This window comes from Streptomyces sp. VRA16 Mangrove soil, assembly GCF_017377775.1.
Taxonomy (GTDB): domain Bacteria; phylum Actinomycetota; class Actinomycetes; order Streptomycetales; family Streptomycetaceae; genus Streptomyces.
In genome coordinates, this window is sequence record NZ_JAFVLN010000002.1 from 263,906 (window position 1) to 287,049 (window position 23,144).

The window sequence follows — 23,144 nt, forward strand, 5'->3', positions numbered from 1 at the left end:
GCGATGATCATTGGCAGCCTGCCGGGCCCTTGCCGACCTGGCAAGACCCCTGCGCTACGCGGCCGCCGTGCGGGCCAGCAGATCCGTCGCCGCGTGCACGGTGCGCAGGGTCGGCGCGTCGGCGCCGGTGATGTCGGCCATCTCCACCACCGCCGTGACGATCGCGTCGAGCTCCAGCTGCTTGCCGGCCTCCAGGTCCTGGAGCATGGACGTCTTGTGGGCGCCGACGCCCTCGGCGCCGCGCAGCCGCTTCTCGATGGAGATGTCGGGCGACGAGCCGACGCGGGCCGCGATGTCGAGGATCTCCTCCATGACGCGGGCCACCATGGTGCGGGTCAGCGGGTGCCGGCACATATCCACCATGGTGGCGCGGGTCAGCGCGCTGATCGGGTTGAAGGCCGCGTTGCCCATCAGCTTGATCCAGATGTCGTCGCGGAGGTTCGGCTCCACGGGACATTTCAGGCCGCCCGCCACCATCGCGTCGCTGAGCGCCGCGCATCGCTCGGAGGTTCCGCCGCCGGGCTCGCCGATGGAGAACCGTGTCCCCTCCAAGTGCCGTATGACGCCCGGGGACTCGATGACGGTCGCCGGGTAGACGACGCAGCCGATGGCCCGCTCGGGCGGCAGCACCTTGCTGGTCGCGCCGCCCGGGTCGACGGCCTCGATGCGCCGGCCCTCGTACGGTCCCGTCAGCTTGTGGAAGTACCACCAGGGGATGCCGTTCTGGCCGGCGACGACGGCGGTGTGCTCGCCGAGGAGCGGGGCGATCAGCGAGCCGCTCGACGGGTAGGAGTGCGCCTTCAGGCCCAGGAACACGTAGTCGACGGGGCCGATCTCGTTCGGGTCGTCGGTGGCGTGCGGGCGGGCGGTGAAGTCGCCGCGGTCGCTGAGGACCTGGACGCCGTTCTGCTGGATGGCGCGCAGATGGTCCTTGCGGGCGACGAGGTGCACGTCGGCGCCGCCGCGGTGCAGGGCCGCTCCGACATAGGCGCCGATGGCTCCGGCGCCGAGGACTGCGATCTTCATGGGTGCTCCTCCTGGGTTCGAGGGTGTGGAGGGGTTCCCGGCCGGCTCATCGGTGCCGCACAGCACGTGAGCGGGCCGGACTGATGTGCGTACGAGAAAGCGGATGGCCGCCGCGCGTGCCCTGTCGCGCGGCGGCCATCCTGGGAGATGGCTGTCCGGCGCCCTAGATCCGCATCAGCCGTACGGCCGCCACCACGAGCGGGTCGAGGGCGTCGTCCCCGGCGTCGACGAGGTCGTAGAGCCGCTGCCGCATCCGCGGGTCCCAGAACCTGCCGACGTGCCCGGCGATCGCCTCGGCGGCGTGGTCGCCGGGGAGGTGGCCGTGGTTGCGGGCGATGTCGTTGGCCATCCGGCGCTCGGCCGGGACGGTGGAATGTGTCATGTCAGTCCACCACCGCGGCGGCCGGGGCGCGTCCGACCTGGACCGCCGTCACCTTGTACTCCGGGCAGTTGGTCGCCCAGTCCGAGTTCTCCGTGGTCACCACGTTCGCGCCCGTGACCGGGTGGTGGAAGGTGGTGTAGACGACGCCGGGCGGCATCCGGTCGGAGATCTGCGCGTGCAGGGTCGTCGTGCCGACGCGGCTGGCGAGCGTGACGAGGTCGCCGTCGTGGATGCCCCGCTCCTCCGCGTCGTGCGGGTGCACTTCGAGGACGTCCTCGGGGTGCCAGGCGACGTTGCCGGTGCGCCGGGTCTGCGCGCCGACGTTGTACTGGCTGAGGATGCGCCCGGTGGTGAGCACCAGCGGGAAGCGCCGGGTGCTGCGCTCGTCGGTCGGCACGTACGACGTCACCACGAACTTGCCCTTGCCGCGCACGAATGCGTCGACGTGCATGGTCGGGGTGCCCTCGGGGGCCTGCTCGTTGCACGGCCACTGGACGCTGCCGAGCTTGTCGATGAGATCGAAGGAGACACCGGTGAACGTCGGGGTGACCGTGGCGATCTCGTCCATGATCTGCGACGGGTCGTCGTAGTCCATGGGGTAGCCCATGGCGGTGGCGATCTCGCACACGATCTGCCACTCGTGCTTGCCGGACTTCGGCGGCATCACGGCCCGCACGCGGTTGACGCGCCGTTCGGCGTTGGTGAACGTGCCGTCCTTCTCCAGAAAGGAGGCCCCGGGGAGGAAGACGTGGGCGAACTTCGCCGTCTCGTTGAGGAACAGGTCCTGGACGACGACGAGTTCCATCGCCTCCAGGGCCGCCGTGACGTGCCGGAGGTTGGGGTCGGACTGGGCGATGTCCTCGCCGTGCACGAACAGGCCGCGGAAGTCGCCCTCGATCGCCGCGTCGAACATGTTGGGGATGCGAAGTCCCGGTTCGGGGAGGAGGGTTCCGCCCCACAGGTTCTCGAAGACGGAGCGCACCGCGTCGTCCGAGACGTGCCGGTAGCCGGGCAGCTCGTGCGGGAAGGAGCCCATGTCGCAGGAGCCCTGTACGTTGTTCTGGCCGCGCAGCGGGTTCACGCCGACGCCGTCGCGGCCGATGTTGCCGCAGGCCATCGCGAGGTTCGCCATTCCCATGACCATGGTGGAACCCTGGCTGTGCTCGGTGACGCCGAGCCCGTAGTAGATCGCGCCGTTGGGCGCGCCCGCGTACAGGCGGGCGGCGGCGCGGAGTTCGGCGGCCGGGACGCCGCTGATCTCCTCGGTCGCCTCGGGGCTGTTCTCGGGGCGCGCCACGAACTCGGCCCAGTCCTCGTACCCCTCGCAGCGCGCCGCGACGAACCCCTTGTCGACGAGGCCCTCGGTGACGACGACGTGCGCGAGGGCGTTGACGACGGCGACGTTCGTGCTGGGCCGCAGCTGGAGGTGGTGCGCGGCCTGGATGTGCGGGGAGCGCACGAGGTCGATGCGGCGCGGGTCGATCACGATGAGTTCGGCGCCCTCGCGCAGCCGGCGCTTCATCCGGGACGCGAACACCGGGTGGCCGTCGGTCGGGTTGGCGCCGATGACCATGATGACGTCGGCCTCGGCGACCGAGCGGAAGTCCTGGGTGCCGGCCGATTCGCCGAAGGTCTGCTTGAGGCCGTAGCCGGTGGGCGAGTGGCAGACGCGGGCGCAGGTGTCGATGTTGTTGTTGCGGAAGGCGGCGCGGACCATCTTCTGGACGACGTACACCTCCTCGTTGGTGCAGCGCGAGGAGGAGATCGCGCCGATCGCGCCCGTCCCGTACCGGGCCTGGATCTCACGCATCCGGCGGGCGACCGTGCCGATCGCCTCGTCCCACTCCACCTCGCGCCACGGGTCGGTGATCGACTCGCGGACCATCGGCCTAAGCTTGCGGTCGGGGTGGGAGGCGTAGCCGAAGGCGAAGCGGCCCTTGACGCAGGAGTGGCCCTCGTTGGCGCCGCCGTCCTTGTACGGGACCATCCGCACGACCTGGTCGCCGCGCAGCTCGGCCTTGAAGCTGCAGCCCACGCCGCAGTACGCGCACGTGGTGATGACCGAACGGGTCGGCATGCCGAGGTCGACCACCGACTTCTCCTGGAGCGTCGAGGTCGGGCAGGCCTGGACGCAGGCGCCGCACGAGACGCACTCGGAGTCCATGAACGACTCGCCCGCGCCCGCCGCCACCTTCGACTCGAAGCCGCGCCCCTCGATGGTGAGTGCGAACGTGCCCTGCACCTCGCCGCAGGCGCGCACGCACCGCGAGCAGGCGATGCACTTGGCCGGGTCGAAGTCGAAGTAGGGGTTCGAGGTGTCCTTCTCGGCGTCGAGGTGGTTCTCGCCCTCGTAGCCGTAGCGGACCTGGCGCAGGCCGACCACTCCGGCCATGTCCTGGAGTTCGCAGTCCCCGTTGGCGGGGCAGGTCAGGCAGTCCAGCGGGTGGTCGGAGATGTACAGCTCCATGACGCCCTGGCGGAGCTTCTCCACCTTCGGGGTCTGGGTGCGGACCGACATGCCCTCGGAGCAGGGGGTGGTGCAGGAGGCGGGGGCGCCGCGCCGGCCGTCGATCTCGACGACGCAGAGCCGGCACGAGCCGAACGCCTCCAGGCTGTCGGTGGCGCACAGTTTCGGGATGTCGACGCCGGCCTGGGCCGCGGCCCGCATGACCGAGGTGCCCTCGGGGACGGTGACCTGCCGGCCGTCGATCTCCACCGACACCGTGGCGGGTCCGGGGCGCTCGGGTGTTCCGTAGTCGGGTTCCTTGAGGAGCGTCATGCCATGCCCTCCGTTCGTGTCGTCTGCCGTACGGGATGGACGGGCAGGAGCGGACGGTCGCCTCTGTCGAGGAAGTCGTCGGGGAAGTGGGCGAGCGCGCTGCGGACGGGCATCGGGGTGAGCCCGCCCATCGCGCACAGCGAACCGTCGGTCATCAGCTCGCAGAGGTCCTCGAGCAGGGCCAGGTTCTCGTCGCGCCGCTCGCCCGCGACGATCCGGTCGATGACCTCGACGCCGCGGACGGAGCCGACCCGGCAGGGGGTGCACTTGCCGCAGGACTCCTCCGCGCAGAACTCCATCGCGAAGCGGGCCTGTGCCGCCATGTCGACGCTGTCGTCGAAGACGACGACACCGCCGTGGCCGAGCATGGCGCCGGCCTCGGCCAGTGCCTCGTAGTCCATCGGCAGGTCGAACCGCGACTCGGGGAGGTATGCGCCGAGCGGCCCGCCCACCTGGACGGCGCGCGCCGGACGGCCGCTGAGCGTGCCGCCGCCGTACTCCTCGATCAGCTCGCGCAGCGTGATGCCGAAGGCGGTCTCGACGATGCCGCCGTGCTTGATGTTCCCGCCGAGCTGGAAGACCTGGGTGCCGCGGGAGCGGCCGACGCCGAGGTCCTGGTAGGTCTTGGCGCCGTCGGCGAGGACGACGGGGACCGTGGTGAGCGTGAGGACGTTGTTGACTACGGTCGGTTTGCCGAACAGGCCCTCGATCGCCGGGATCGGCGGTTTCGCGCGGACCATGCCGCGCTTGCCCTCCAGGCTCTCCAGCATGGAGGTCTCCTCGCCGCAGATGTACGCGCCCGCGCCGACCCGCACGTGCAGGTCGAAGTCGAGCGGCGAGCCGAGGATGCCGCTGCCGAGCCAGCCGCTGCCGCGCGCGATGTCGATCGCGGCGCGCATCGTGGCGATGGCGTCCGGGTACTCGGAGCGGATGTAGAGGTATCCCTCGCGGGCGCCCACCGCGTGCGCGGCGATCGTCATGCCCTCGATGAGCAGGAACGGGTCGCCCTCCATGACCATGCGGTCGGCGAAGGTGCCGCTGTCGCCCTCGTCGGCGTTGCAGCAGATGAACTTGAGCTCGTCCTCGCAGTCGAGGACCGTCTTCCACTTGATGCCGGCCGGGAAGCCGGCGCCGCCGCGGCCGCGCAGTCCGGAGTCGGTGACCTCGGTGACGACGTCGGCGGGTGTCATGGCGAGGGCCGCGCGCAGCCCGCGCAGGCCGCCGTGCGCCTCGTAGTCCTCGGGCGAGAGCGGGTCGATGACGCCGACGCGCGCGAACGTGACCCTGTTCTGCCGTTCCAGCCAGGGCAGTTGATCGACCGGCCCGAGGCGCAGGGGGTGGTCGCCGCCGTCCAGGAGCCCGGCGGCGAGGAGGTCGGGCACGTCATCGGGGGTGACGGGTCCGTAGCCGATCCGGCCTGCGGGCGTCGCCACCTCGACGAGCGGTTCGAGCCAGAGCATCCCGCGCGATCCGTTGCGTACGACGGTGAACTCACCGTCCACCGCGGCCCGTTCGAACCGTTCGGCGACCTCGTCGGCGCCGACGGAGCGGGCGGCCGCGTCGCGCGGAACGTAGACGGTGGTCGGGCCGGCCTTCGCCGTGCCGCTGTCAGTCGTCCTCGTCTTCATCGAACTCACTTGTCACACCGCTCCATTGAGGATCGCGCCGAGGCGCTCGGGGGTCACACGACCGTGCAGCCGCCCGTTCGCCTCCACCGAGGGGCCGAGCGCGCAGTTGCCGAGGCAGAAGACCTGCTCGACGGTGACCGCGCCGTCCGCCGTGGTCTCCCCCGGCGTCAGGCCGGACTCCCGTACGTGCCCCAGCAGCCGTTCCGCCCCCAGGGCCTGGCAGGCCTCGGCGCGGCAGATGCGGACGGTGGTGCGGCCCGCCGGTTCCCGCCGGAAGTCGTGGTAGAAGGTCACGACCCCGTGGACGTCGGCCCTGGACAGGTTGAACTCGTCGGCGAGGACCGGGACCGCCTCCTGTGGCACGCACCCCAACTCGGCCTGTACGGCGTGGAGTACGGGCAACAGCGCGCCGCGCTCGGCACGGTGTGCGGCCGCCACTCTCCTGACCACGCTCTCGACCGACACGTCCGTCCCGCTGCTCGTCATGATCGCTCCGCCTTCCGTCGTGCGGGTCTCCGGCGCGGTCGCAGGGGACCGCGGGCGCGGGAGACAAGGACACCACTCCATACAGACTTCTGTATACAGAAGCCCGCCGTAAAGTAGCGGGACGGAATCGGACCACCCGATCCCTCAATTTCCCTGCCGTACACCGATGTTCGAGGGGTTCTCAGGACGTGACAAGCGTCGGCGCGCGGTCCGGCGCCGCGGGACCCGACGCCAGGAGCCAGGGGCGCAGGACGTCCGCCATGGCCCGCTCGTCACCGAGCAGCGCACCTGCGGGTACGCGCACGGGGTCGGCGCAGACGGTGGAGGTGGCACTGCCCCGCGGACCGGAGCCCACCGGCCGGGCGGGCACGAACAGGTCAGGGGCGTGCGCCGGGACCAGCCACAGATGCTGCCCGTCACCGGATGGCCCCTCACCCGCCGGGCCGCCGCAGGGGCGCGTCGACCATACGTAGCTGTCGGCCTCCCCCGCCGCGACCACCTGGCGCTTGCGGCCGCGCAGGGTCACGACCTCGCCGGCGGTGCGGTGGGCCGTGGAGCGCGGGGCATCGGACTCGCCACCCCCCTGCTCCACGAGGGCGAGCGAGCACAGATGGCGCCCGGAGGCGATCTCGCCGCGCAGCCAGGCGCTTCCGTACGCCTCGACGACGGCGGTCGCCGCGTAGTGCGAGCGGAGCACGGCCGCCGCGGCGGGGCAGACGCGGCCGACCTCCGCCACGACGTCGGCGGCTTCCTCGAACCCCGCTCCCCCACCGCCGAGTTCGGGGGAGACCGTGAGCCCCAGCAGGCCCACGCGGCCGAGCGCCGTGACGGCGGCGCGCGGGAACTTGCCCTGCATGCGGGCCAGTTCGGCGTCCGGGGCGATGACTTCGTTCAGGATCTGCGCAAGTGCGGTGCGGTGCGACACGAGGCGACTCCCTCGTTCTCGTCAGCGAGCTGCCAGCAGGGAGCGCGTTGCCGCTGAGCGGCGACGCGATGATTGCATACAGTATTCCGCAGGGCGATCCAGCGCCAGATGTGCGACGGGCCGAGTTTCAACTCCCGCCCCTACGGGCCTTGTTCAAGACTGTCTATTGCATACTAAAGTCAGTATCCCAAGCGCCTCTGACGTCACGTCAGTGGACGGACAAGGGAGGGCTCACCCATGCCCGACGTACCCGCCGTGGCCGCTCGCGGCCCGATCTCCCGGCCCGCCCCGCTGCGGCAGGCCGTCTACGAGGCCCTGATCGAGATGATCATCAGCGGCCGGCTGATGCCGGGGCAGCACCTGGTGGAGGCCGATCTCGCCGACCGTCTCGGGGTGAGCCGGCAGCCGGTCCGTGAGGCGCTGCAGCGGCTCCAGGCCGCGGGCTGGGTCGATCTGCGCCCCGCGCAGGGCGCCTTCGTGCACTCGCCCACCGTGCAGGAGTGCGCCCAACTGCTCGGTGTGCGCGCCGTGTTGGAGACGTACTCGGCGCGCGGCGCGGCCGAGCACGCGACCGCGGACGACGTCGCCCGGCTGTGGGTGTTGCAGCAGGCCGGCCTCGACGCACTGACCGCGCAGGACGCGCGGGCGATCGTGGAGGCCAACGCCGCGCTCCACTCCCACATCACCACGCTGTCCCGCAACGCCGTCCTGGCCGAGCTGATCCCGCAAGTCGACCAGCGGGTGCGCTGGTACTACATGCCCATCGCCAAGCCGCGCGGCAACGACGCCTGGAGCGAGCACGCCCTGATCATCGAGGCGATCGGCGCGGGCGACCCGGACCAGGCCGAGGCCCTGATGCGCCGGCACACGCAGAACACCACGGACTTCTACTGCCGGCAGATCGAGGCCGCGGCCGGTCTGGAGCTCTGACCGGCCGCGGGGGCTCACGACGGACTGCGCCGGTGGCGGATCACGCCACCGGCGCGTCCACCTCTCGCAACTGCCCGGTGTGCACGTCGAAGACGAATCCGCGTACGTCGTCGGTGTGCGGCAGGAACGGTGACGTACGCACCTTGCACATCGACTGCCGGACGTCCTGGTCGACGTCGGTGAAGCCCTCCACCGCCCACGACGGCCGCTGTCCGACCTCGCGCTCCAGCTCGTGCCGGAACTCCTCCGTGAGCGACTGGAGTCCGCATCCGGTGTGGTGGATGAGGACCACGCTGCGCGTGCCCAAGGCCCGCTGGCTGATCGTCAGGGACCGGATGGTGTCGTCGGTGACCACACCGCCCGCGTTGCGGACGGTGTGGCAGTCGCCGAGACCGAGACCGAGCGCGGCGTGCAGATCGATCCGGGCGTCCATGCACGCGACGACGGCGACCTCCAGGACCGGACGGGCGTCCATGCCGGGGTCGGTGAACGCGGCGGCGTATCGGGCGTTCGCCTCGATCAGGCGGTCGGTGACGGGGGTGGTGCCCGCGGTGGCCGACTGTGTCGTGGTCGCCATTCAGATGACCCCCTGCTCTGCGAGAAGCGTCAATTCGGCCTGGTCCAAGCCGAGTTCATCGGCGTAGATGTCGAGGTTGTGCTCGCCGAGGAGCGGGGAGGCGGTGATCTCCGCCGGGGAGTCGGAGAGCTTGAGCGGATTGCCCACGGTCAGGTACGTGCCGCGTTCGGGATGCTCGACTTCCACGATCATGTCGTTGGCGACGAGGGACTGGTCCTCGATGATCTCTTTGGTGGAGAGGATCGGGCCGCAGGGGATGTTGTGGGCGTTGAGCCGTTCCAGGACGTCCCACTTGGGGAGGGTGGAGGTCCACTCCTCGATGAGCTGGAACATCTTGGTGAGCTTCGGCAGGCGTGCCTCCGGCGTCGCCCACTCGGGGTCCTCCGCCATCTCCGGCCGCCCGATCAGTTCGGCCAAGGGCTGCCATCCGACGGGTTGGACGATGACGTAGACGTAGTCGTTGGGTCCGCCGGGGGCGCATTTGACGGCCCAGCCGGGTTGGCCGCCGCCGGAGGCGTTGCCGGAGCGGGGGACCTCGGTGCCGAAGTCTTCGTTGGGGTATTCGGGCAGGGGGCCGTGGGTGAGGCGTTGCTGGTCGCGGAGTTTGACGCGGCACAGGTTGAGGACGGCGTGCTGCATGGCGACGTTGACGCGTTGGCCGCGGCCGGTGTTCTCGCGTTGGAAGAGGGCGGCGAGGATGCCGGCGACGGTGTGGATGCCGGTGCCGGAGTCGCCGATCTGGGCTCCGGTGGCCAGTGGGGGGCCGTCGTCGAAGCCGGTGGTGGCCATGGAGCCGCCCATGGCCTGGGCGACGACCTCGTAGGCCTTGAAGTTGGTGTAGGGGCCTTCGCCGAAGCCCTTGATGGAGGCGTAGACGATGCGGGGGTTGATCTCCTGGATGCGGTCCCAGGTGAAGCCCATGCGGTCCACGGCGCCGGGGCCGAAGTTCTCCACCATGACGTCACTGCGGGCGATCAGCTCGGTCAGCAGCTGCTTGCCGCGTTCGGTCTTGGTGTTCAGGGTGATGCTGCGCTTGTTGCAGTTGAGCATCGTGAAGTAGAGGGAATCGACATCGGGGATGTCCCGCAACTGCCGACGCGTGATGTCCCCCGACGGAGCCTCCAGCTTGACGACATCCGCACCCAGCCACGCCAGCAACTGCGTCGCCGACGGGCCCGACTGGACATGCGTCATGTCCAGGACGCGGATGCCTTCCAGGGCCTTTGTCATGATCGCCACCCACTCTCTCCGTTGCACATCAGGGCATGAGTTGGTACTCGGGGAAGTTGCCGGGCAGCCGCTCGCCGCCGACTCCGCCGGAGCTGTCGGGCCCGTCGGTGACCGCGCGCACGAGCAGTTCCCCGCCCACGAACGCACCGCGCCACGACGCCCCGAACCCACCGAAGAGCTCGTCCCGGTCACCACGCGACCGCGGCACCCCATGACCGACCTTGAACGCCCGGATCTGCGGCGCCAGACGCGCGAACGTCGCCTCGTCGTCCGTCGACAACGTCGCCACCAACGCACCGTTGGACGCATTCATGGCCGCCAGCAACTCCGCCTCGGTATCCACCAGCACGATCGTGTCCACCGGACCGAACGGCTCGGCATGATGCAACGGCGACGACGACGGCGGACCGAGCAGCGTGACGGGCGGCACGTAGGCGCTCGTGTCCTGGCCGGACAGCAGCAGGGCCTCGTCCAGCCGGCCCCGGTGCAGCGGGACGGCACCCCTGTCGACCGCTTCGGCCACTTGATCGGTGAGTTCTTTGGCCTTGGCCGCGTTGATGAGCGGCCCGAAGTCCAGTGCCGGGTACGGGTCTTCAGGCCCCTCGACAGCCAGCGGATGCCCCACACGCAACGTCCGCACCGCAGGCAGATACGCCGCCAGGAAATCGTCGAACGCATCCCGCTGCACCACAAACCGCGGATACGCCGTACACCGCTGCTTGCCGTAGTCGAACAACTTGGGAATCACGGCCGTCAGCCGCTCCCAGTCCGAGAAGTTCCAGATCCCCCAGGCGTTCAACCCCTCCTGCTCAAGAATGTGCCGCTTACCCAGATCCGCGACCGCCGTCGCCACCGCCGCACCCGTGTCACGACCACCCACGAACGACACACAACCGATCTCCGGCGCCCGCACCAACGCCTCCGACAACTGCCCACCACTCCCGCTCACCAACGTGACCGGAACACCCTCACGCGCCGCCAACGCACACGCCAGCGTCAGACAGGAAACACCACCATCGGTCGGGGTCTTGGCGATGACCGCATTACCTGCCAGTGCCTGAACCAGTACCGCATGAACGAGCACACTCATCGGATAGTTCCAACTCGCGATGTTCGACACCGGACCCGCGAGCGGCACACGGCCGGCCATCATCCGGTCGATGTGCTCCACGTACCAGCGGACGCCGTCGATGGCCCGGTCCACGTCCGCCGTCGCGAGCCGCCACGGCTTGCCGATCTCCCAGACCAGCAGCAGAGCCAGCAGCTCCCGGTGTTCGGTCATCGCATCGAGCGCCGCGCTCACCCGCGCCTTGCGCTCCTCCAGTGGCGTGTGGCGCCAGGCGCGGTGCTGGTCGAGCGATGCGCGCACCGCCCGATGCGCCGCCACGGCATCCAACCGCGGCGGACCCGCGATCGGACCACCGTCCACCGGCGAAGTGGCAGACAACGCACGACCGTCCGCACGCCACTCACCACCCCACAGATTCAGCACACGATCGTCCCGGAACGCCTCCGGAGCCACAGCCAGGCAACGCTGCCAAGCATCGGACCAGGACGTACCGGACTTGAGGGTGTTTGCCATGAGTCTCTCTCCGCTCTCGGTGCACAGTCGAGATGCCGAGGCCCGATGGGCCTTCGTGGGGCGGGTGGTGACAGGCGGACAGCGGTGGTGTCGGCCGAGGTGTCGTCAAGGGGGTTGATCTTGCGGCCCGGTTGAAGCTTCATTCAGCGTTAAAAGATCCGGACGACCCCTGGACACCCACCCATCCAGTGAGGGATAACACTCTTCATACAGTATTCGTCGACTGTATGCAATATCCCGGCCGCGACGTCCCATGTCATCGACAGCACCATCAACTGCCCGTTTCTCACTGCTCACTGCTCACTGCTCACTGCTCAGGCGAGGGACAGGTGAGATGGAACGTGACGGCTCAGTACCCGCACGACTGGGTCTACATAAGACGTACAGCCTCGGCCGACGTCCCGGAGAACGAACCAGTCTCCGGCCCGGCCGCCACGATCGGATCCGACTAAGTCGGAGCCGACCCGGTCCGAACCGCCTCGCGCGGACGTGTCCGACGGGACCTCGCCCCCTCGGACACCGGCTCCGACGGACCCCAGGCCCAGAACACCGCACATGAAGCACTGCCGCTCTGTGAGGGAAAGCCTGAAATGACCTTGAACCACACGACAAATGAAGGCGCGCCCGACGGATCCGAGGCGTCCGACGCGTCGTCCCGCGGATATCGCGAGATCACCGACGCCCGTGGCCGCGTCTATCGCGTCGGCGAGTCCGACCGCGACATCCTCGGCCACTCCCGCAAGTTGATGGTGTACCTGCCCTGGCTCGCCATGATGGCCATCAGCGTCTTCGAGTACGCGTACGGCTCGGCGGAGGACACCCTGTCCTCCGCGCACGGCTGGACGCAGTCCAACACCTTCTGGATCCTCAGCGTCTGGATCTTCTTCCAGGCCGGTGTCTCCTTCCCGGCCGGCTGGATGCGGGAGAAGGGCATCCTGACGGCACGCCGGGCCATGTTCGTGGGCTCGGGCCTCTGCCTGCTCGGGTTCCTCGCCCTCTCCCACATCCACAACGTCTTCTTCGCGATCCTCGGCTTCGGGGTCGTCGGCGGAATCGGCTCCGGCCTGATCTACTCGACCTGCGTCAACATGGTCGGCAAGTGGTTCCCCGAGCGGAAGGGCGGCAAGACGGGCTTCGTCAACGGCGGCTTCGCCTACGGGTCCCTGCCGTTCATCTTCATCTTCAACTACGCCTTCGACACCGGGAACTACCAGACCGTCCTGGACCTGATCGGCGTCTACGTCCTGATCGTCGTCTTCGTCTGCGCCTTCTTCTTCAAGGACCCGCCGAAGAACTGGTGGCCCGCCGAGGTCGACCCGCTCGCCCAGAGCGGCTCCGGCAAGAGCGCGGCGAGCCTCGCCAAGAACCCGCCGGCGGTACGTCAGTACACGCCGATGGAAGCCATCAAGACGGGCATCCTGCCGCTGATGTGGGTGGCTCTCGTCATCAGCGCCGGTGTCTCCATCTTCGGCATCTCCTTCCAGGTCGACTACGCCAAGGAGATCGGCTTCGGACCTCTCGTCGCGGCCTCGTCGATGGGTGTCATGGCCGTCATCAACGGCATCGGCCGCGGAGTCGTGGGCTGGGCGTCCGACCAGTGGGGGCGCAAACCGACTCTCGTGATGGTCATCCTCGTCCTCGGTCTCGCCCAGTTCGGTGTCATCTGGGCCGGTGACGTGAAGAGCGAGTGGCTGTTCCTGGTGTTCGCGTTCCTGTCCGGGTTCGGCGGCGGCGCGTTCTACCCGCTGTTCGCAGCCCTGACGCCGGACTACTTCGGCGAGAACTACAACGCGTCCAACTACGGCCTCGTCTACAGCGGCAAGCTCATCAGCGGCCTGTTCGGCGGTGGCCTCGGCTCCATGGTGGTCTCCGCCTGGGGCTACGACGGCGCGTACGCCCTGGCAGGCGGGACGTCGCTGATCGCCGCGGTGATCGCGATGACGCTGCGGCAGCCCGGCCGCCCCAAGACGGGCACCCGGGCCAAGGTGCGGCAGCCGCAAGCGGCCACCTGAGCAGAGCCGGACCGGATGGCCCGCCCCTTGTCCAAGTGAGGGGGCGGGCCATCCCGCTCTCGTACGTCTCACGCGACCCGTACGTCTCAGGCGACTCGTACGATCTGCGTGGCTCGTGCATCTCGCATGACTCGTACGACTCGCGCGGCTCGTACATCTCGCTCGACTCGTACATCTCGCATGGCTCGCACGTCTCGTACGACTCGCATAGCTCGTACGTCTTGTAGGGGTCCTTGCGTCCTGTGGGGCTCACACATCTCGTAAAGAGCCGTGGCGGGAGGGCTACTTCTCGCGCTCGTGGTACGAAGTGCGGGTGTGCTCCGTGTGGACCCGCATCACCTCGGCGGCCCGGTCGGCGTCTCCCTCCGCCAGCGCCGCAATCAGTTCGCGGTGCTCAGCCCAGGACTGGTGCCCGCGCTGCCGCGCCACGGGCGTGTAGTACCAGCGCACCCGCCGGTCCACCTGCGCCGCGAGCCCGGCCAGCACGGCGTTGCCCGCCAGTTCCATGACGGCGCCGTGCAGTTGGGCGTTAAGCGCGACCGCGCCCTCCACGTCGTCCTCGGCGACGGCCTGCTCCCCCGCCGCGCACAGCTTCTCCAGCTGGGCCACGGACCGGGCGTCCGCACGGCCGGCGGCGAGCCGTACCGCCTCGGTCTCCAAGAGCGTACGGACCGCCAGAAGTTGGTCCGCCTCGTACTCCGTCGGCTCGTGGACGAACGCACCCTGGGCGGGGCGCAGATCCACCCACCCCTCGGTGCTGAGTCGCTGCAGCGTCTCGCGCACGGGCTGCCTGGACACGCCCAGTTGCGCGGCCAGTTCGGTCTCGACGAGGTGCGCGCCCGGCGGCAGCGTGCGCGTGATGATGAGCTCCAGGAGTGCCTCGTAGACCCGTTCACGCAGCGGTCCTGGCCGCTCCAGCTTGGGCACCGCACCCTGCGGCAGTCCGGTCGGCAACATCGCGGCCCCTTCCCCCAGGCACCTCTCGCACGCGACGGCTGCAGGACCGCGTCATGACACCGCGGCGCCCTGATGCCGCTGCACCGTCGCGCAGCCACATCGCCGCGCCGCCGCGCCGCGAGAGACGCACGTCGAAGACATTGGCTTTCGCCTACAGTCTACGGCGCACCATCCCGCCCGCCCCGGAATCGGCGCAGACGTGCATTCGATCACACCCTCAACTCCGGCCCGGCGCACTGGTGTTGCCGCATCCCTTGCCGCCGCCGATCCCATCCTGTAGACAATATCCCGTCGACACATTGCACACTGTTGGGGAAACAGCAGGAAATGGGGACGGCTCATGGGACGCGTCACGCAACGCCGCCCGGTGCTCCGCATCCGGGACACCATCGTCTCCACCCGCCCGGACACGCTCGTCGCCGAGGAGCCTCTGGAGATCAGGCTCAACGGAAAACCCCTGGCCATCACCATGCGCACCCCCGGTGACGACTTCGCGCTCGCCGCCGGATTCCTGGTCAGCGAAGGGGTGTTGGGCAGCGCGGACGACCTGCGGAACATCGTGTACTGCGCCGGCGCGACGGCGGACGGCTCCAACACGTTCAACGTGGTGGACGTGCGCACCGCTCCCGGCCTCGTCCTCCCCGACATCACGCTCGAACGCAATGTGTACACGACGTCCTCCTGCGGTCTGTGCGGCAAGGCGAGCCTGGATGCCGTGCGGACGACGGCCCGGTGGGCGATCGAGGACGACACGACCTCCCCGGTGCGGCTGGAACCCGAACTGCTCGCCTGCCTCCCCGACCGGCTGCGGGCGGCGCAGCAGGTCTTCGACCGCACCGGGGGCCTGCACGCGGCGGCCCTGTTCACCCCGGACGGCGAACTCCTCGACGTCCGGGAGGACGTGGGCCGGCACAACGCGGTCGACAAGATCGTCGGCCGCGCGCTGCGTGAGGGCACCCTGCCGCTGCGCGGGACGATCCTGCTCGTCTCGGGCCGGGCCTCGTTCGAGCTGGCGCAGAAGGCCGTGATGGCGGGCATCCCGGTACTCGCCGCCGTCTCGGCGCCCTCGTCCCTCGCGGTCGACCTGGCCACGGAGACCGGTCTGACGCTGGTGGGCTTCCTCCGTGGCAACTCCATGAACGTGTACGCGGGCGAGCACCGCGTCGCCCTGCGGGCCGAGGTCCCCCAGGGCTGAGCGGCGCAGCCGCGGCACGGCGGCGGGGTCCATGAGCGGCGGGGAGCGCCCCCTGCGCCGCGTGGACCCCGCCGCAGCTGCGACGCGTCGGGCCGTGTCAGGGCATGAGTTGGTACTCGGGGAAGTTGCCGGGCAGCCGCTCGCCGCCGGGACTGTCGGGGCCGTCGGTGACCGCGCGCACGAGCAGTTCCCCACCCACGAACGCCCCGCGCCACGACCCCCCGAACCCACCGAAGAGCTCGTCCCGGTCCCCACGCGACCGCGGCACCCCATGACCGACCTTGAACGCCCGGATCTGCGGCGCCAGACGCGCGAACGTCGCCTCGTCGTCCGTCGACAGCGTCGCCACCAACGCACCGTTGGACGCATTCATGGCAGCCAGCAGCTCCGCCTCGGTATCCACCAGCACGATCGTGTCCACCGGACCGAACGGCTCGGCATGATGCAACGGCGACGACGACGGCGGACCGAGCAGCGTGACCGGGTGGACGTACGCGCTCGTGTCCTGGCCGGGCAGGAAGCGGTCGGGGTCGGGAGTGGAGCGGTGCAGGGGCACGGCGCCGCGGTCGATCGCCTCAGTGATCTGGTCGGTGAGTTCTTTGGCCTTGGCCGCGTTGATGAGCGGCCCGAAGTCCAGCACCGGATACGGGTCTTCAGGCCCCTCGACAGCCAGCGGATGCCCCACACGCAACGTCCGCACCGCCGGCAGATACGCCGCCAGAAAATCGTCGAACGCATCCCGCTGCACCACAAACCGCGGATACGCCGTACACCGCTGCTTGCCGTAGTCGAACAACTTGGGAATCACGGCCGTCAGCCGCTCCCAGTCCGAGAAGTTCCAGATCCCCCAGGCGTTCAACCCCTCCTGCTCAAGAATGTGCCGCTTACCCAGATCCGCGACCGCCGTCGCCACCGCCGCACCCGTGTCACGACCACCCACGAACGACACACAGCCGATCTCCGGCGCCCGCACCAACGCCTCCGACAACTGCCCACCACTCCCGCTCACCAACGTGACCGGAACACCCTCACGCGCCGCCAACGCACACGCCAGCGTCAGACAGGAAACACCACCATCGGTCGGGGTCTTGGCGATGACCGCATTACCTGCCAGTGCCTGAACCAGTACCGCATGAACGAGCACACTCATCGGATAGTTCCAACTCGCGATGTTCGACACCGGACCCGCGAGGGGGGTGCGCTCACCGAGCATGTTGTCGATGCCGTCCACGTACCAGCGGACGCCGTCGATGGCCCGGTCCACGTCCGCCGTCGCGAGCCGCCACGGCTTGCCGATCTCCCAGACCAGCAGCAGAGCCAGCAGCTCCCGGTGCTGCGCGAGGGCGTCGAGGGTGGCGGCCACACGGGCACGGCGTTCGGGGAGGGGGATGTGGCGCCAGGCACGGTGCTGGTCGAGCGATGCGCGCACCGCCCGATGCGCCGCCACGGCATCCAACCGCGGCGGACCCGCGATCGGACCACCGTCCACCGGCGAAGTGGCAGACAACGCACGACCGTCCGCACGCCACTCACCACCCCACAGATTCAGCACACGATCGTCCCGGAACGCCTCCGGAGCCACAGCCAGGCAACGCTGCCAAGCATCGGACCAGGACGTACCGGACTTCAGTTCGAGGGTTTTCGCCATCAGTCGGTCTCCGCTCACGGTGCACAGTCGGGGCGGGTGTTCCATGGCTTGTCGGTGCTCTGCGGCGCCGTCGGCTCGCGACGGCAGCCGTGGACGGGAGGTGCCCGCTGGGCACCTCCCGTATGCCGAGGACCGTACTGTTCCCGGCAGTTGAAGCCTATGAGAAGCGTCACTACCCGTCGGCGAGACGCTCCAAGACGAGCCGTGCGGTCTCCGTCGGCGTGGCTCCGACGCGAACGCCGACGGCCTCCAGGGCCTCCTTCTTCGCCTCCGCCGTACCGGAGGACCCGGACACGATGGCGCCCGCGTGGCCCATCGTCTTGCCCTCGGGCGCGGTGAACCCGGCGATGTAGCCGACGACGGGCTTGGTGACGTGCTCGCGGATGTACGCCGCCGCCCGCTCCTCCGCGTCGCCGCCGATCTCCCCGATCAGGACGATCAGCTCGGTCTCCGGGTCCGCCTCGAACGCGGCGAGGCAGTCGATGTGTGTGGTGCCGACGACGGGGTCACCGCCGATGCCCACGCACGTCGAGAAGCCGATGTCCCGCAGCTCGTACATGAGCTGGTAGGTGAGCGTGCCGGACTTGGAGACGAGGCCGATCCGGCCGGGCTTGGTGATGTCGGCCGGGATGATGCCGGCGTTGGAGGCGCCGGGCGAGATGAGGCCCGGACAGTTGGGTCCGATGACGCGGGTGCCCTTCTCACGCGCGTACGCCTGGAAGGTGACGGCGTCGTGCACCGGGATGCCTTCGGTGATGACGACGGCGAGTGGGATCCCCGCGTCGGCCGCCTCGACGACCGCGTCCTTGGTGAAGGCGGGCGGCACGAAGACGACGCTGACGTCGGCCCCGGTGGCCGCGATGCCCTCGCGCACGCTGCCGAAGACGGGCACGGACCGGCCGTCGAGGTCGACGGTGTGCCCGGCCTTGCGGGGGTTGACGCCGCCGACGACGTCGGTGCCCGCCCCGAGCATGCGGCGGGTGTGCTTCATGCCTTCGGCCCCGGTCATGCCCTGGACGAGGACCTTGCTCTCCTGGGTGAGGTAGATGGCCATGTCCTGCTCCTCAGCTGTTGTGGCCGGCGAGGGCGAGTTCGGCGGCCCGGCGGGCCGCGCCGTCCATCGTGGTGGCCTGTTCGACCAAGGGATGGGCCCGCTCGTCGAGCACGGCGCGGCCGCGCGCGGCGTTGTTCCCGTCGAGACGGACGACGAGCGGCTTCGTCAACTCGACGCGTTCGAGTGCCTGGACGATGCCGTCGGCCACCGCGTCGCAGGCGGTGATGCCGCCGAAGACGTTGACGAATACCGATCGCACGGCGAGGTCGGCGAGGATGACGTCGAGCCCGTCGGCCATGATCCGCGCGGAGGCGCCGCCGCCGATGTCGAGAAAGTTGGCGGGGCGGGCGCCGCAGCCCGCGACGACGTCGAGAGTGGACATGACGAGCCCCGCGCCGTTCCCGATGATGCCGACCTCGCCGTCGAGCTTCACGTAGTTGAGGCCCTTCGCGGCCGCCTGCGCCTCCAGTGGGTCGTCGGGCGCCGCGTCCTGCACACCCCACCGCGCGTGCCGGAAGCGGGCGTTGTCGTCGAGGGTGACCTTGCCGTCGAGCGCGAGGATCTGCCCCTTCGCCGTGCGCACCAGCGGATTGACCTCCACCAGGAGCGCGTCCTCGCGGATCAGGACATCCCACAGCCGGACGAGGACGTCGGCGGTCTGCGCCGGAAGTCCCCCCGCCCGCACGATCTGTGCGGCCTTGGCCGAGGTCACCCCGACCGCCGGATCGACCGGGATGCGCGCCACGGCGGCGGGCCGCGTGGCGGCCACCTCTTCGATCTCCATGCCTCCTTCGGAGGAGGCGATGGCGAGGAAGGTGCCGGCCGCGCGGTCGAGCACGTAGGAGACGTAGAACTCGCTCTCTATGTCGACCGGTTGGGCCAGCATGACGGTGCCCACGGTGTGGCCCTTGATGTCCATGCCCAGGATCTGACGTGCCGCGTTCTCGGCGGCGACGGGGTCGGCGGCGAGCTTGACGCCGCCCGCCTTGCCTCGGCCGCCGGTCTTCACCTGCGCCTTGACGACGGCAGGGCCGCCGAGCCTGCGCGCGATCTCACGTGCCTGCTTGGCGGAGTCGGTGACTTCGGCCCGCGGTACCGAAATCCCGTACTCCGCAAAGAGATCCCTCGCCTGGTGTTCGTACAGGTCCATTTTCGGCTCCTGACAAGAAAGTGCCGCACGCCCCCTGGACACCACCCATCGGATGCGGGATACCAGTTTTCATACAGTATTCGATGACTGTATGCAATGTACGGGCGACGGCTCCCCTTGCTCACGCGCCCGGCTCAGGATCCAGTCCATCAGCAGCACGTAGCGAGGTGAGACGTTCGTGACCAAGGCTCTCGAAGGCATCCGCGTACTCGACATGACGCATGTCCAGTCGGGCCCCTCCGCCACCCAGCTCCTTGCCTGGCTGGGTGCGGATGTCGTCAAGCTGGAGGCTCCGTCGGGGGACATCACGCGCCGGCAGTTGCGGGACATCCCCGATGTCGATTCCCTCTACTTCACGATGCTCAACTGCAACAAGCGCAGCATCACCCTGAACACCAAGACCGAACGCGGCAAGCAGCTGCTGACCGAGCTGATCGCCCGCAGCGACGTCATGGTGGAGAACTTCGGCCCCGGCGCCGTGGACCGCATGGGCTTCACCTGGGACCGCATCCAGGAGATCAACCCCCGCATCGTCTACGCCTCCATCAAGGGCTTCGGCGAAGGCCCCTACACCAACTTCAAGGCCTACGAGGTCGTCGCCCAGGCCATGGGCGGCTCCATGGCCACCACCGGCTTCGACGACGGCCCCCCACTGGCCACCGGAGCCCAGATCGGCGACTCCGGCACCGGCATCCACACCGTCGCCGGCATCCTCGCCGCCCTCTTCCAACGCGAGAACACCGGCCGCGGCCAACGCGTCAACGTCGCCATGCAACACGCCGTCCTCAACCTGTGCCGCGTCAAACTCCGCGACCAGCAACGCCTCACCCACGGCCCCCTGCCCGAATACCCCAACGAAGACTTCGGCACCGAGGTCCCCCGCTCCGGCAACGCCTCCGGCGGCGGCCAACCCGGCTGGGCCGTCAAATGCGCCCCCGGCGGACCCAACGACTACGTCTACGTCATCGTCCAACCCGTCGGATGGCAGCCACTCACCCAGCTCATCGGCCGCCCCGAACTCGCCGACGACCCCGAATGGGCCACCCCCGAAGCCCGCCTGCCCCAGCTCACCAAGATGTTCCAGCTCATCGAGGAGTGGACCTCCACCCTCCCCAAGTGGGACGTCCTGGAACGGCTCAACGCCCACAACATCCCCTGCGGCCCGATCCTCTCCACCAAAGAGATCATCGAGGACCAGTCCCTCGTCGCCAACGACATGATCGTCGAGGTGCCGCACCCGCAGCGTGGTTCCTTCACCACCGTCGGCTCCCCCCTCAAGCTCTCCGACTCCCCCGTGGACGTGACCAGTTCGCCGCTGCTGGGCGAGCACAACGAGGAGGTCTTCATCGGTGAGCTCGGCCTCGGGGACGAGGAACTGCGCCTGCTCAAGTCGAACGGAGTGATCTGATTGATGGCCGAGGACCGGACGCTCACGGTACGGGCGCTGCTCGACACCGTGCGGGCCGAGGGCCGCACCGCGCTCACCGCGCCGGAGGGGAAGGTGATCGCCGACGCCTACGGGATCGCCGTCCCCGGCGAGGAGCTCGCGACCGATGCCGAGCAGGCGGTGGCGGCCGCGGCGCGCTTCGGCAAGCCCGTCGTGCTGAAGATCGTCTCCCCCGACATCCTGCACAAGACCGACGCGGGCGGCGTCGTGGTGGGCGTCGAGGGCGCAGCCGGCACACGGGCCGCGTACCAGCAGATTCTCGAGAACGCGCGCGCGTACGCGCCCCATGCCCGCATCGAGGGCATTCAGGTGCAGGAGATGCTGCCCACCGGGGGCGAGGCCCAGGAAGTCATCGTCGGCGCGGTCACCGACCCGACCTTCGGCAAAGTCGTCGCCTTCGGGCTCGGCGGCGTGCTGGTCGAGGTCCTCAAGGACATCACCTTCCGGCTGGCGCCCGTGGACGCGGACGAGTCCCTCGGGATGCTCGACTCCATCGGCGCCGCCGAGGTGCTGCGCGGAGTGCGCGGCGCGCGCGGTGTCGACCGCGAGGCGCTCGCCGAGCAGATCCGCCGGGTCTCCCAACTGGTCACGGATTTTCCGGAGATCGCGGAGGTCGACCTCAACCCGGTGATCGCCACTCCGGAGGCCGCCGTCGCGGCCGACATCCGGGTGATCCTCGCCGAGGGTGTCCCGAAGGCGCGTCGCACGTACACGCGCGAGCAGATCCTCACCACCATGCGCCGCCTGATGCAGCCGCGCTCGGTCGCCGTGATCGGCGCCTCCAACGAGCAGGGCAAGATCGGCAATTCGGTGATGCGCAACCTCATCGACGGCGGCTTCTCCGGCGACATCCACCCGGTGAACCCCAAGGCCGACGACATCCTGGGCCGCAAGGCGTACAAGAGCGTCACGGACGTCCCCGGCGATGTCGACGTGGCGGTCTTCGCGATCCCCGCCAAGTTCGTCGCGGCCGCCCTGGAGGAGGTGGGGCGCAAGCGGATACCGAACGCGGTCCTGATCCCCTCCGGCTTCGCCGAGACCGGTGAACAGGCCCTCCAGGACGAGATCGTGGCGATCGGCGAACGCTACGGCGTTCGGCTGCTCGGGCCGAACATCTACGGCTACTACTCGACGTGGCAGGACCTCTGCGCCACGTTCTGCACCCCGTACGACGTGAAGGGCGGGGTCGCCCTGACCTCGCAGTCCGGCGGCATCGGGATGGCGATCCTGGGCTTCGCGCGGACCACGAAGACGGGCGTCTCGGCGATCGTCGGGCTCGGCAACAAGTCCGACCTGGACGAGGACGATCTGCTCACCTGGTTCGGCGAGGACCCCAACACCCAGTGCATCGCCATGCACTTGGAGGACCTCAAGGACGGGCGCGCCTTCGTGGAGGCCGCGCGCGCGACCGTGCCGAAGAAACCCGTCGTCGTCCTGAAGGCGGGCCGTACGGCCGCCGGCGCGAAGGCCGCCGGGTCGCACACGGGCGCCCTCGCCGGCGACGACGCCGTGTACGACGACGTCCTCCGGCAGGCCGGCGTGATCCGGGCCCCTGGCCTGAACGACATGCTGGAGTACGCGCGGGCCCTGCCCGTGCTGCCCGCCCCCAAGGGGGACAACGTCGTGATCATCACCGGCGCGGGCGGCTCCGGTGTGCTGCTCTCGGACGCGGTGACCGACAACGGACTCCGGCTGATGGAGATCCCGGACGACCTGGACGCCGCCTTCCGCGCGTTCATCCCGCCCTTCGGGGCCGCGGGCAATCCCGTCGACATCACCGGCGGTGAGCCCCCGTCGACGTACGAGGCGACGATCCGGCTCGGCCTGGAGGATCCGCGCATCCACGCGCTCGTGCTCGGCTACTGGCACACCATCGTCACCCCTCCCATGGTCTTTGCGGAAGTAACGGCCCGCGTGGTCCAGGAGTTCCGGGAGCGTGGCATCGAGAAGCCCGTGGTCGCGTCGCTGGCCGGGGACGTCGAGGTCGAGGAGGCCTGCCAGTACCTCTACGAAAGGGGCGTGGTCGCGTACCCGTACACGACCGAGAAGCCCGTGGCGGTGCTCGGCGCGAAGTATCGCTGGGCCCGTGCCGCCGGACTGTTGGGAGGCGGTCGATGAGGTGACGCAGAAGGGTCC

General features: G+C 69.5%; 18 protein-coding genes. 5 read left to right on the top strand and 13 right to left on the bottom strand.

The genetic code is table 11. The annotated features are described in order from the left end of the window. Positions 1–54: 54 nt before the first annotated feature. From J3486_RS06945 to J3486_RS06970, 6 genes are all read right to left on the bottom strand, one after another. Positions 55–1,026 (bottom strand): 2-dehydropantoate 2-reductase, encoded by a 972-nt coding sequence (locus tag J3486_RS06945; RefSeq protein ID WP_207819155.1) that lies wholly within the window; start codon positions 1,024–1,026, stop codon positions 55–57. A gap of 163 nt (positions 1,027–1,189) precedes the next feature. Then, entirely contained in the window at positions 1,190–1,408 is a 219-nt protein-coding gene (locus tag J3486_RS06950; protein ID WP_229377670.1) for a formate dehydrogenase subunit delta, read from the bottom strand. 1 nt (position 1,409) lies between these two features. Then, positions 1,410–4,187 (bottom strand): formate dehydrogenase subunit alpha, encoded by a 2,778-nt coding sequence (gene fdhF / locus J3486_RS06955; protein WP_207819156.1) that lies wholly within the window; start codon positions 4,185–4,187, stop codon positions 1,410–1,412. Continuing rightward, entirely contained in the window at positions 4,184–5,815 is a 1,632-nt protein-coding gene (locus J3486_RS06960; protein ID WP_207819157.1) for an NADH-quinone oxidoreductase subunit NuoF, read from the bottom strand. Before J3486_RS06960 ends, fdhF begins: the two co-directional genes overlap by 4 nt. Positions 5,816–5,827: 12 nt before the next feature. Then, complete coding sequence (locus J3486_RS06965; RefSeq protein WP_207819158.1) at positions 5,828–6,301, bottom strand: formate dehydrogenase subunit gamma; 474 nt, start codon at positions 6,299–6,301, stop codon at positions 5,828–5,830. 181 nt (positions 6,302–6,482) lie between these two features. Continuing rightward, entirely contained in the window at positions 6,483–7,226 is a 744-nt protein-coding gene (locus J3486_RS06970; protein WP_207819159.1) for an acyl-CoA dehydrogenase family protein, read from the bottom strand. A gap of 237 nt (positions 7,227–7,463) precedes the next feature. On the opposite strand from J3486_RS06970, the gene J3486_RS06975 reads away from it, so the two are divergent. After that, a complete protein-coding gene (locus J3486_RS06975; RefSeq protein ID WP_207819160.1) occupies positions 7,464–8,156 on the top strand; it encodes a GntR family transcriptional regulator in 693 nt (230 codons plus the stop codon). 40 nt (positions 8,157–8,196) lie between these two features. Here J3486_RS06975 and J3486_RS06980 read toward each other — a convergent pair whose 3' ends face one another. From J3486_RS06980 to J3486_RS06990, 3 genes are read right to left on the bottom strand one after another with little or no spacing between them, the layout of a single operon-like run. Beyond that, positions 8,197–8,733, bottom strand: a complete 537-nt coding sequence (locus tag J3486_RS06980; RefSeq protein WP_207819161.1) for a carbonic anhydrase — start codon at positions 8,731–8,733, stop codon at positions 8,197–8,199. Beyond that, the gene (gene frc / locus J3486_RS06985) at positions 8,734–9,963 is read right to left on the bottom strand and encodes a formyl-CoA transferase (RefSeq protein WP_207819702.1); all 1,230 of its coding nucleotides are present in this window, start codon (positions 9,961–9,963) and stop codon (positions 8,734–8,736) included. It lies immediately after the preceding gene. A gap of 28 nt (positions 9,964–9,991) precedes the next feature. Next, a complete protein-coding gene (locus tag J3486_RS06990; RefSeq protein WP_207819162.1) occupies positions 9,992–11,545 on the bottom strand; it encodes an aldehyde dehydrogenase family protein in 1,554 nt (517 codons plus the stop codon). Between the two features lie 590 nt (positions 11,546–12,135). Here J3486_RS06990 and J3486_RS06995 point away from each other — a divergent pair. Beyond that, positions 12,136–13,557 carry an OFA family MFS transporter gene (locus tag J3486_RS06995; RefSeq protein WP_207819163.1) on the top strand — a complete coding sequence of 474 codons (1,422 nt, stop codon included), beginning with the start codon at positions 12,136–12,138 and terminating at the stop codon, positions 13,555–13,557. Between the two features lie 282 nt (positions 13,558–13,839). Here J3486_RS06995 and J3486_RS07000 read toward each other — a convergent pair whose 3' ends face one another. Then, on the bottom strand, positions 13,840–14,514 hold the full coding sequence (locus J3486_RS07000; protein WP_207819164.1) for a GntR family transcriptional regulator: 675 nt from the start codon (positions 14,512–14,514) through the stop codon (positions 13,840–13,842). Between the two features lie 340 nt (positions 14,515–14,854). On the opposite strand from J3486_RS07000, the gene fdhD reads away from it, so the two are divergent. Beyond that, the gene (fdhD, locus tag J3486_RS07005; RefSeq protein ID WP_207819165.1) at positions 14,855–15,709 is read left to right on the top strand and encodes a formate dehydrogenase accessory sulfurtransferase FdhD; all 855 of its coding nucleotides are present in this window, start codon (positions 14,855–14,857) and stop codon (positions 15,707–15,709) included. A gap of 97 nt (positions 15,710–15,806) precedes the next feature. Here the strand turns inward: fdhD and J3486_RS07010 are convergent, their stop codons facing one another. The 3 genes from J3486_RS07010 to sucC all read right to left on the bottom strand — a co-directional run bounded on the left by J3486_RS07010 (position 15,807) and on the right by sucC (position 19,561). Continuing rightward, a complete protein-coding gene (locus J3486_RS07010) occupies positions 15,807–17,357 on the bottom strand; it encodes an aldehyde dehydrogenase family protein (RefSeq protein WP_207819166.1) in 1,551 nt (516 codons plus the stop codon). A gap of 172 nt (positions 17,358–17,529) precedes the next feature. Then, complete coding sequence (gene sucD, locus J3486_RS07015) at positions 17,530–18,411, bottom strand: succinate--CoA ligase subunit alpha (RefSeq protein WP_207819168.1); 882 nt, start codon at positions 18,409–18,411, stop codon at positions 17,530–17,532. 10 nt (positions 18,412–18,421) lie between these two features. Beyond that, positions 18,422–19,561 carry an ADP-forming succinate--CoA ligase subunit beta gene (gene sucC / locus J3486_RS07020; protein WP_207819169.1) on the bottom strand — a complete coding sequence of 380 codons (1,140 nt, stop codon included), beginning with the start codon at positions 19,559–19,561 and terminating at the stop codon, positions 18,422–18,424. Positions 19,562–19,739: 178 nt separating this feature from the next. Between sucC and frc (J3486_RS07025) the strand changes: the two genes are divergently transcribed. Further along, positions 19,740–20,969 (top strand): formyl-CoA transferase, encoded by a 1,230-nt coding sequence (frc, locus tag J3486_RS07025; protein ID WP_207819171.1) that lies wholly within the window; start codon positions 19,740–19,742, stop codon positions 20,967–20,969. A 3-nt stretch (positions 20,970–20,972) separates the two neighbouring features. After that, the gene (locus J3486_RS07030) at positions 20,973–23,126 is read left to right on the top strand and encodes an acetate--CoA ligase family protein (RefSeq protein ID WP_207819173.1); all 2,154 of its coding nucleotides are present in this window, start codon (positions 20,973–20,975) and stop codon (positions 23,124–23,126) included. Positions 23,127–23,144 lie beyond the last annotated feature (18 nt).

Excerpts from the sequence above, each read along its gene's own strand:
- J3486_RS06945 (WP_207819155.1), bottom strand. The coding sequence starts at position 1,026 with ATGAAGATCGCAGTCCTCGGCGCCGGAGCCATCGGCGCCTATGTCGGA.
- J3486_RS06950 (WP_229377670.1), bottom strand. The coding sequence starts at position 1,408 with ATGACACATTCCACCGTCCCGGCCGAGCGCCGGATGGCCAACGACATC.
- fdhF (WP_207819156.1), bottom strand. The coding sequence starts at position 4,187 with ATGACGCTCCTCAAGGAACCCGACTACGGAACACCCGAGCGCCCCGGA.
- J3486_RS06960 (WP_207819157.1), bottom strand. The coding sequence starts at position 5,815 with ATGAAGACGAGGACGACTGACAGCGGCACGGCGAAGGCCGGCCCGACC.
- J3486_RS06965 (WP_207819158.1), bottom strand. The coding sequence starts at position 6,301 with ATGACGAGCAGCGGGACGGACGTGTCGGTCGAGAGCGTGGTCAGGAGA.
- J3486_RS06975 (WP_207819160.1), top strand. The coding sequence starts at position 7,464 with ATGCCCGACGTACCCGCCGTGGCCGCTCGCGGCCCGATCTCCCGGCCC.
- J3486_RS06980 (WP_207819161.1), bottom strand. The coding sequence starts at position 8,733 with ATGGCGACCACGACACAGTCGGCCACCGCGGGCACCACCCCCGTCACC.
- frc (WP_207819702.1), bottom strand. The coding sequence starts at position 9,963 with ATGACAAAGGCCCTGGAAGGCATCCGCGTCCTGGACATGACGCATGTC.
- J3486_RS06990 (WP_207819162.1), bottom strand. The coding sequence starts at position 11,545 with ATGGCAAACACCCTCAAGTCCGGTACGTCCTGGTCCGATGCTTGGCAG.
- J3486_RS06995 (WP_207819163.1), top strand. The coding sequence starts at position 12,136 with ATGACCTTGAACCACACGACAAATGAAGGCGCGCCCGACGGATCCGAG.
- J3486_RS07000 (WP_207819164.1), bottom strand. The coding sequence starts at position 14,514 with ATGTTGCCGACCGGACTGCCGCAGGGTGCGGTGCCCAAGCTGGAGCGG.
- fdhD (WP_207819165.1), top strand. The coding sequence starts at position 14,855 with ATGGGACGCGTCACGCAACGCCGCCCGGTGCTCCGCATCCGGGACACC.
- J3486_RS07010 (WP_207819166.1), bottom strand. The coding sequence starts at position 17,357 with ATGGCGAAAACCCTCGAACTGAAGTCCGGTACGTCCTGGTCCGATGCT.
- sucD (WP_207819168.1), bottom strand. The coding sequence starts at position 18,411 with ATGGCCATCTACCTCACCCAGGAGAGCAAGGTCCTCGTCCAGGGCATG.
- sucC (WP_207819169.1), bottom strand. The coding sequence starts at position 19,561 with ATGGACCTGTACGAACACCAGGCGAGGGATCTCTTTGCGGAGTACGGG.
- J3486_RS07030 (WP_207819173.1), top strand. The coding sequence starts at position 20,973 with ATGGCCGAGGACCGGACGCTCACGGTACGGGCGCTGCTCGACACCGTG.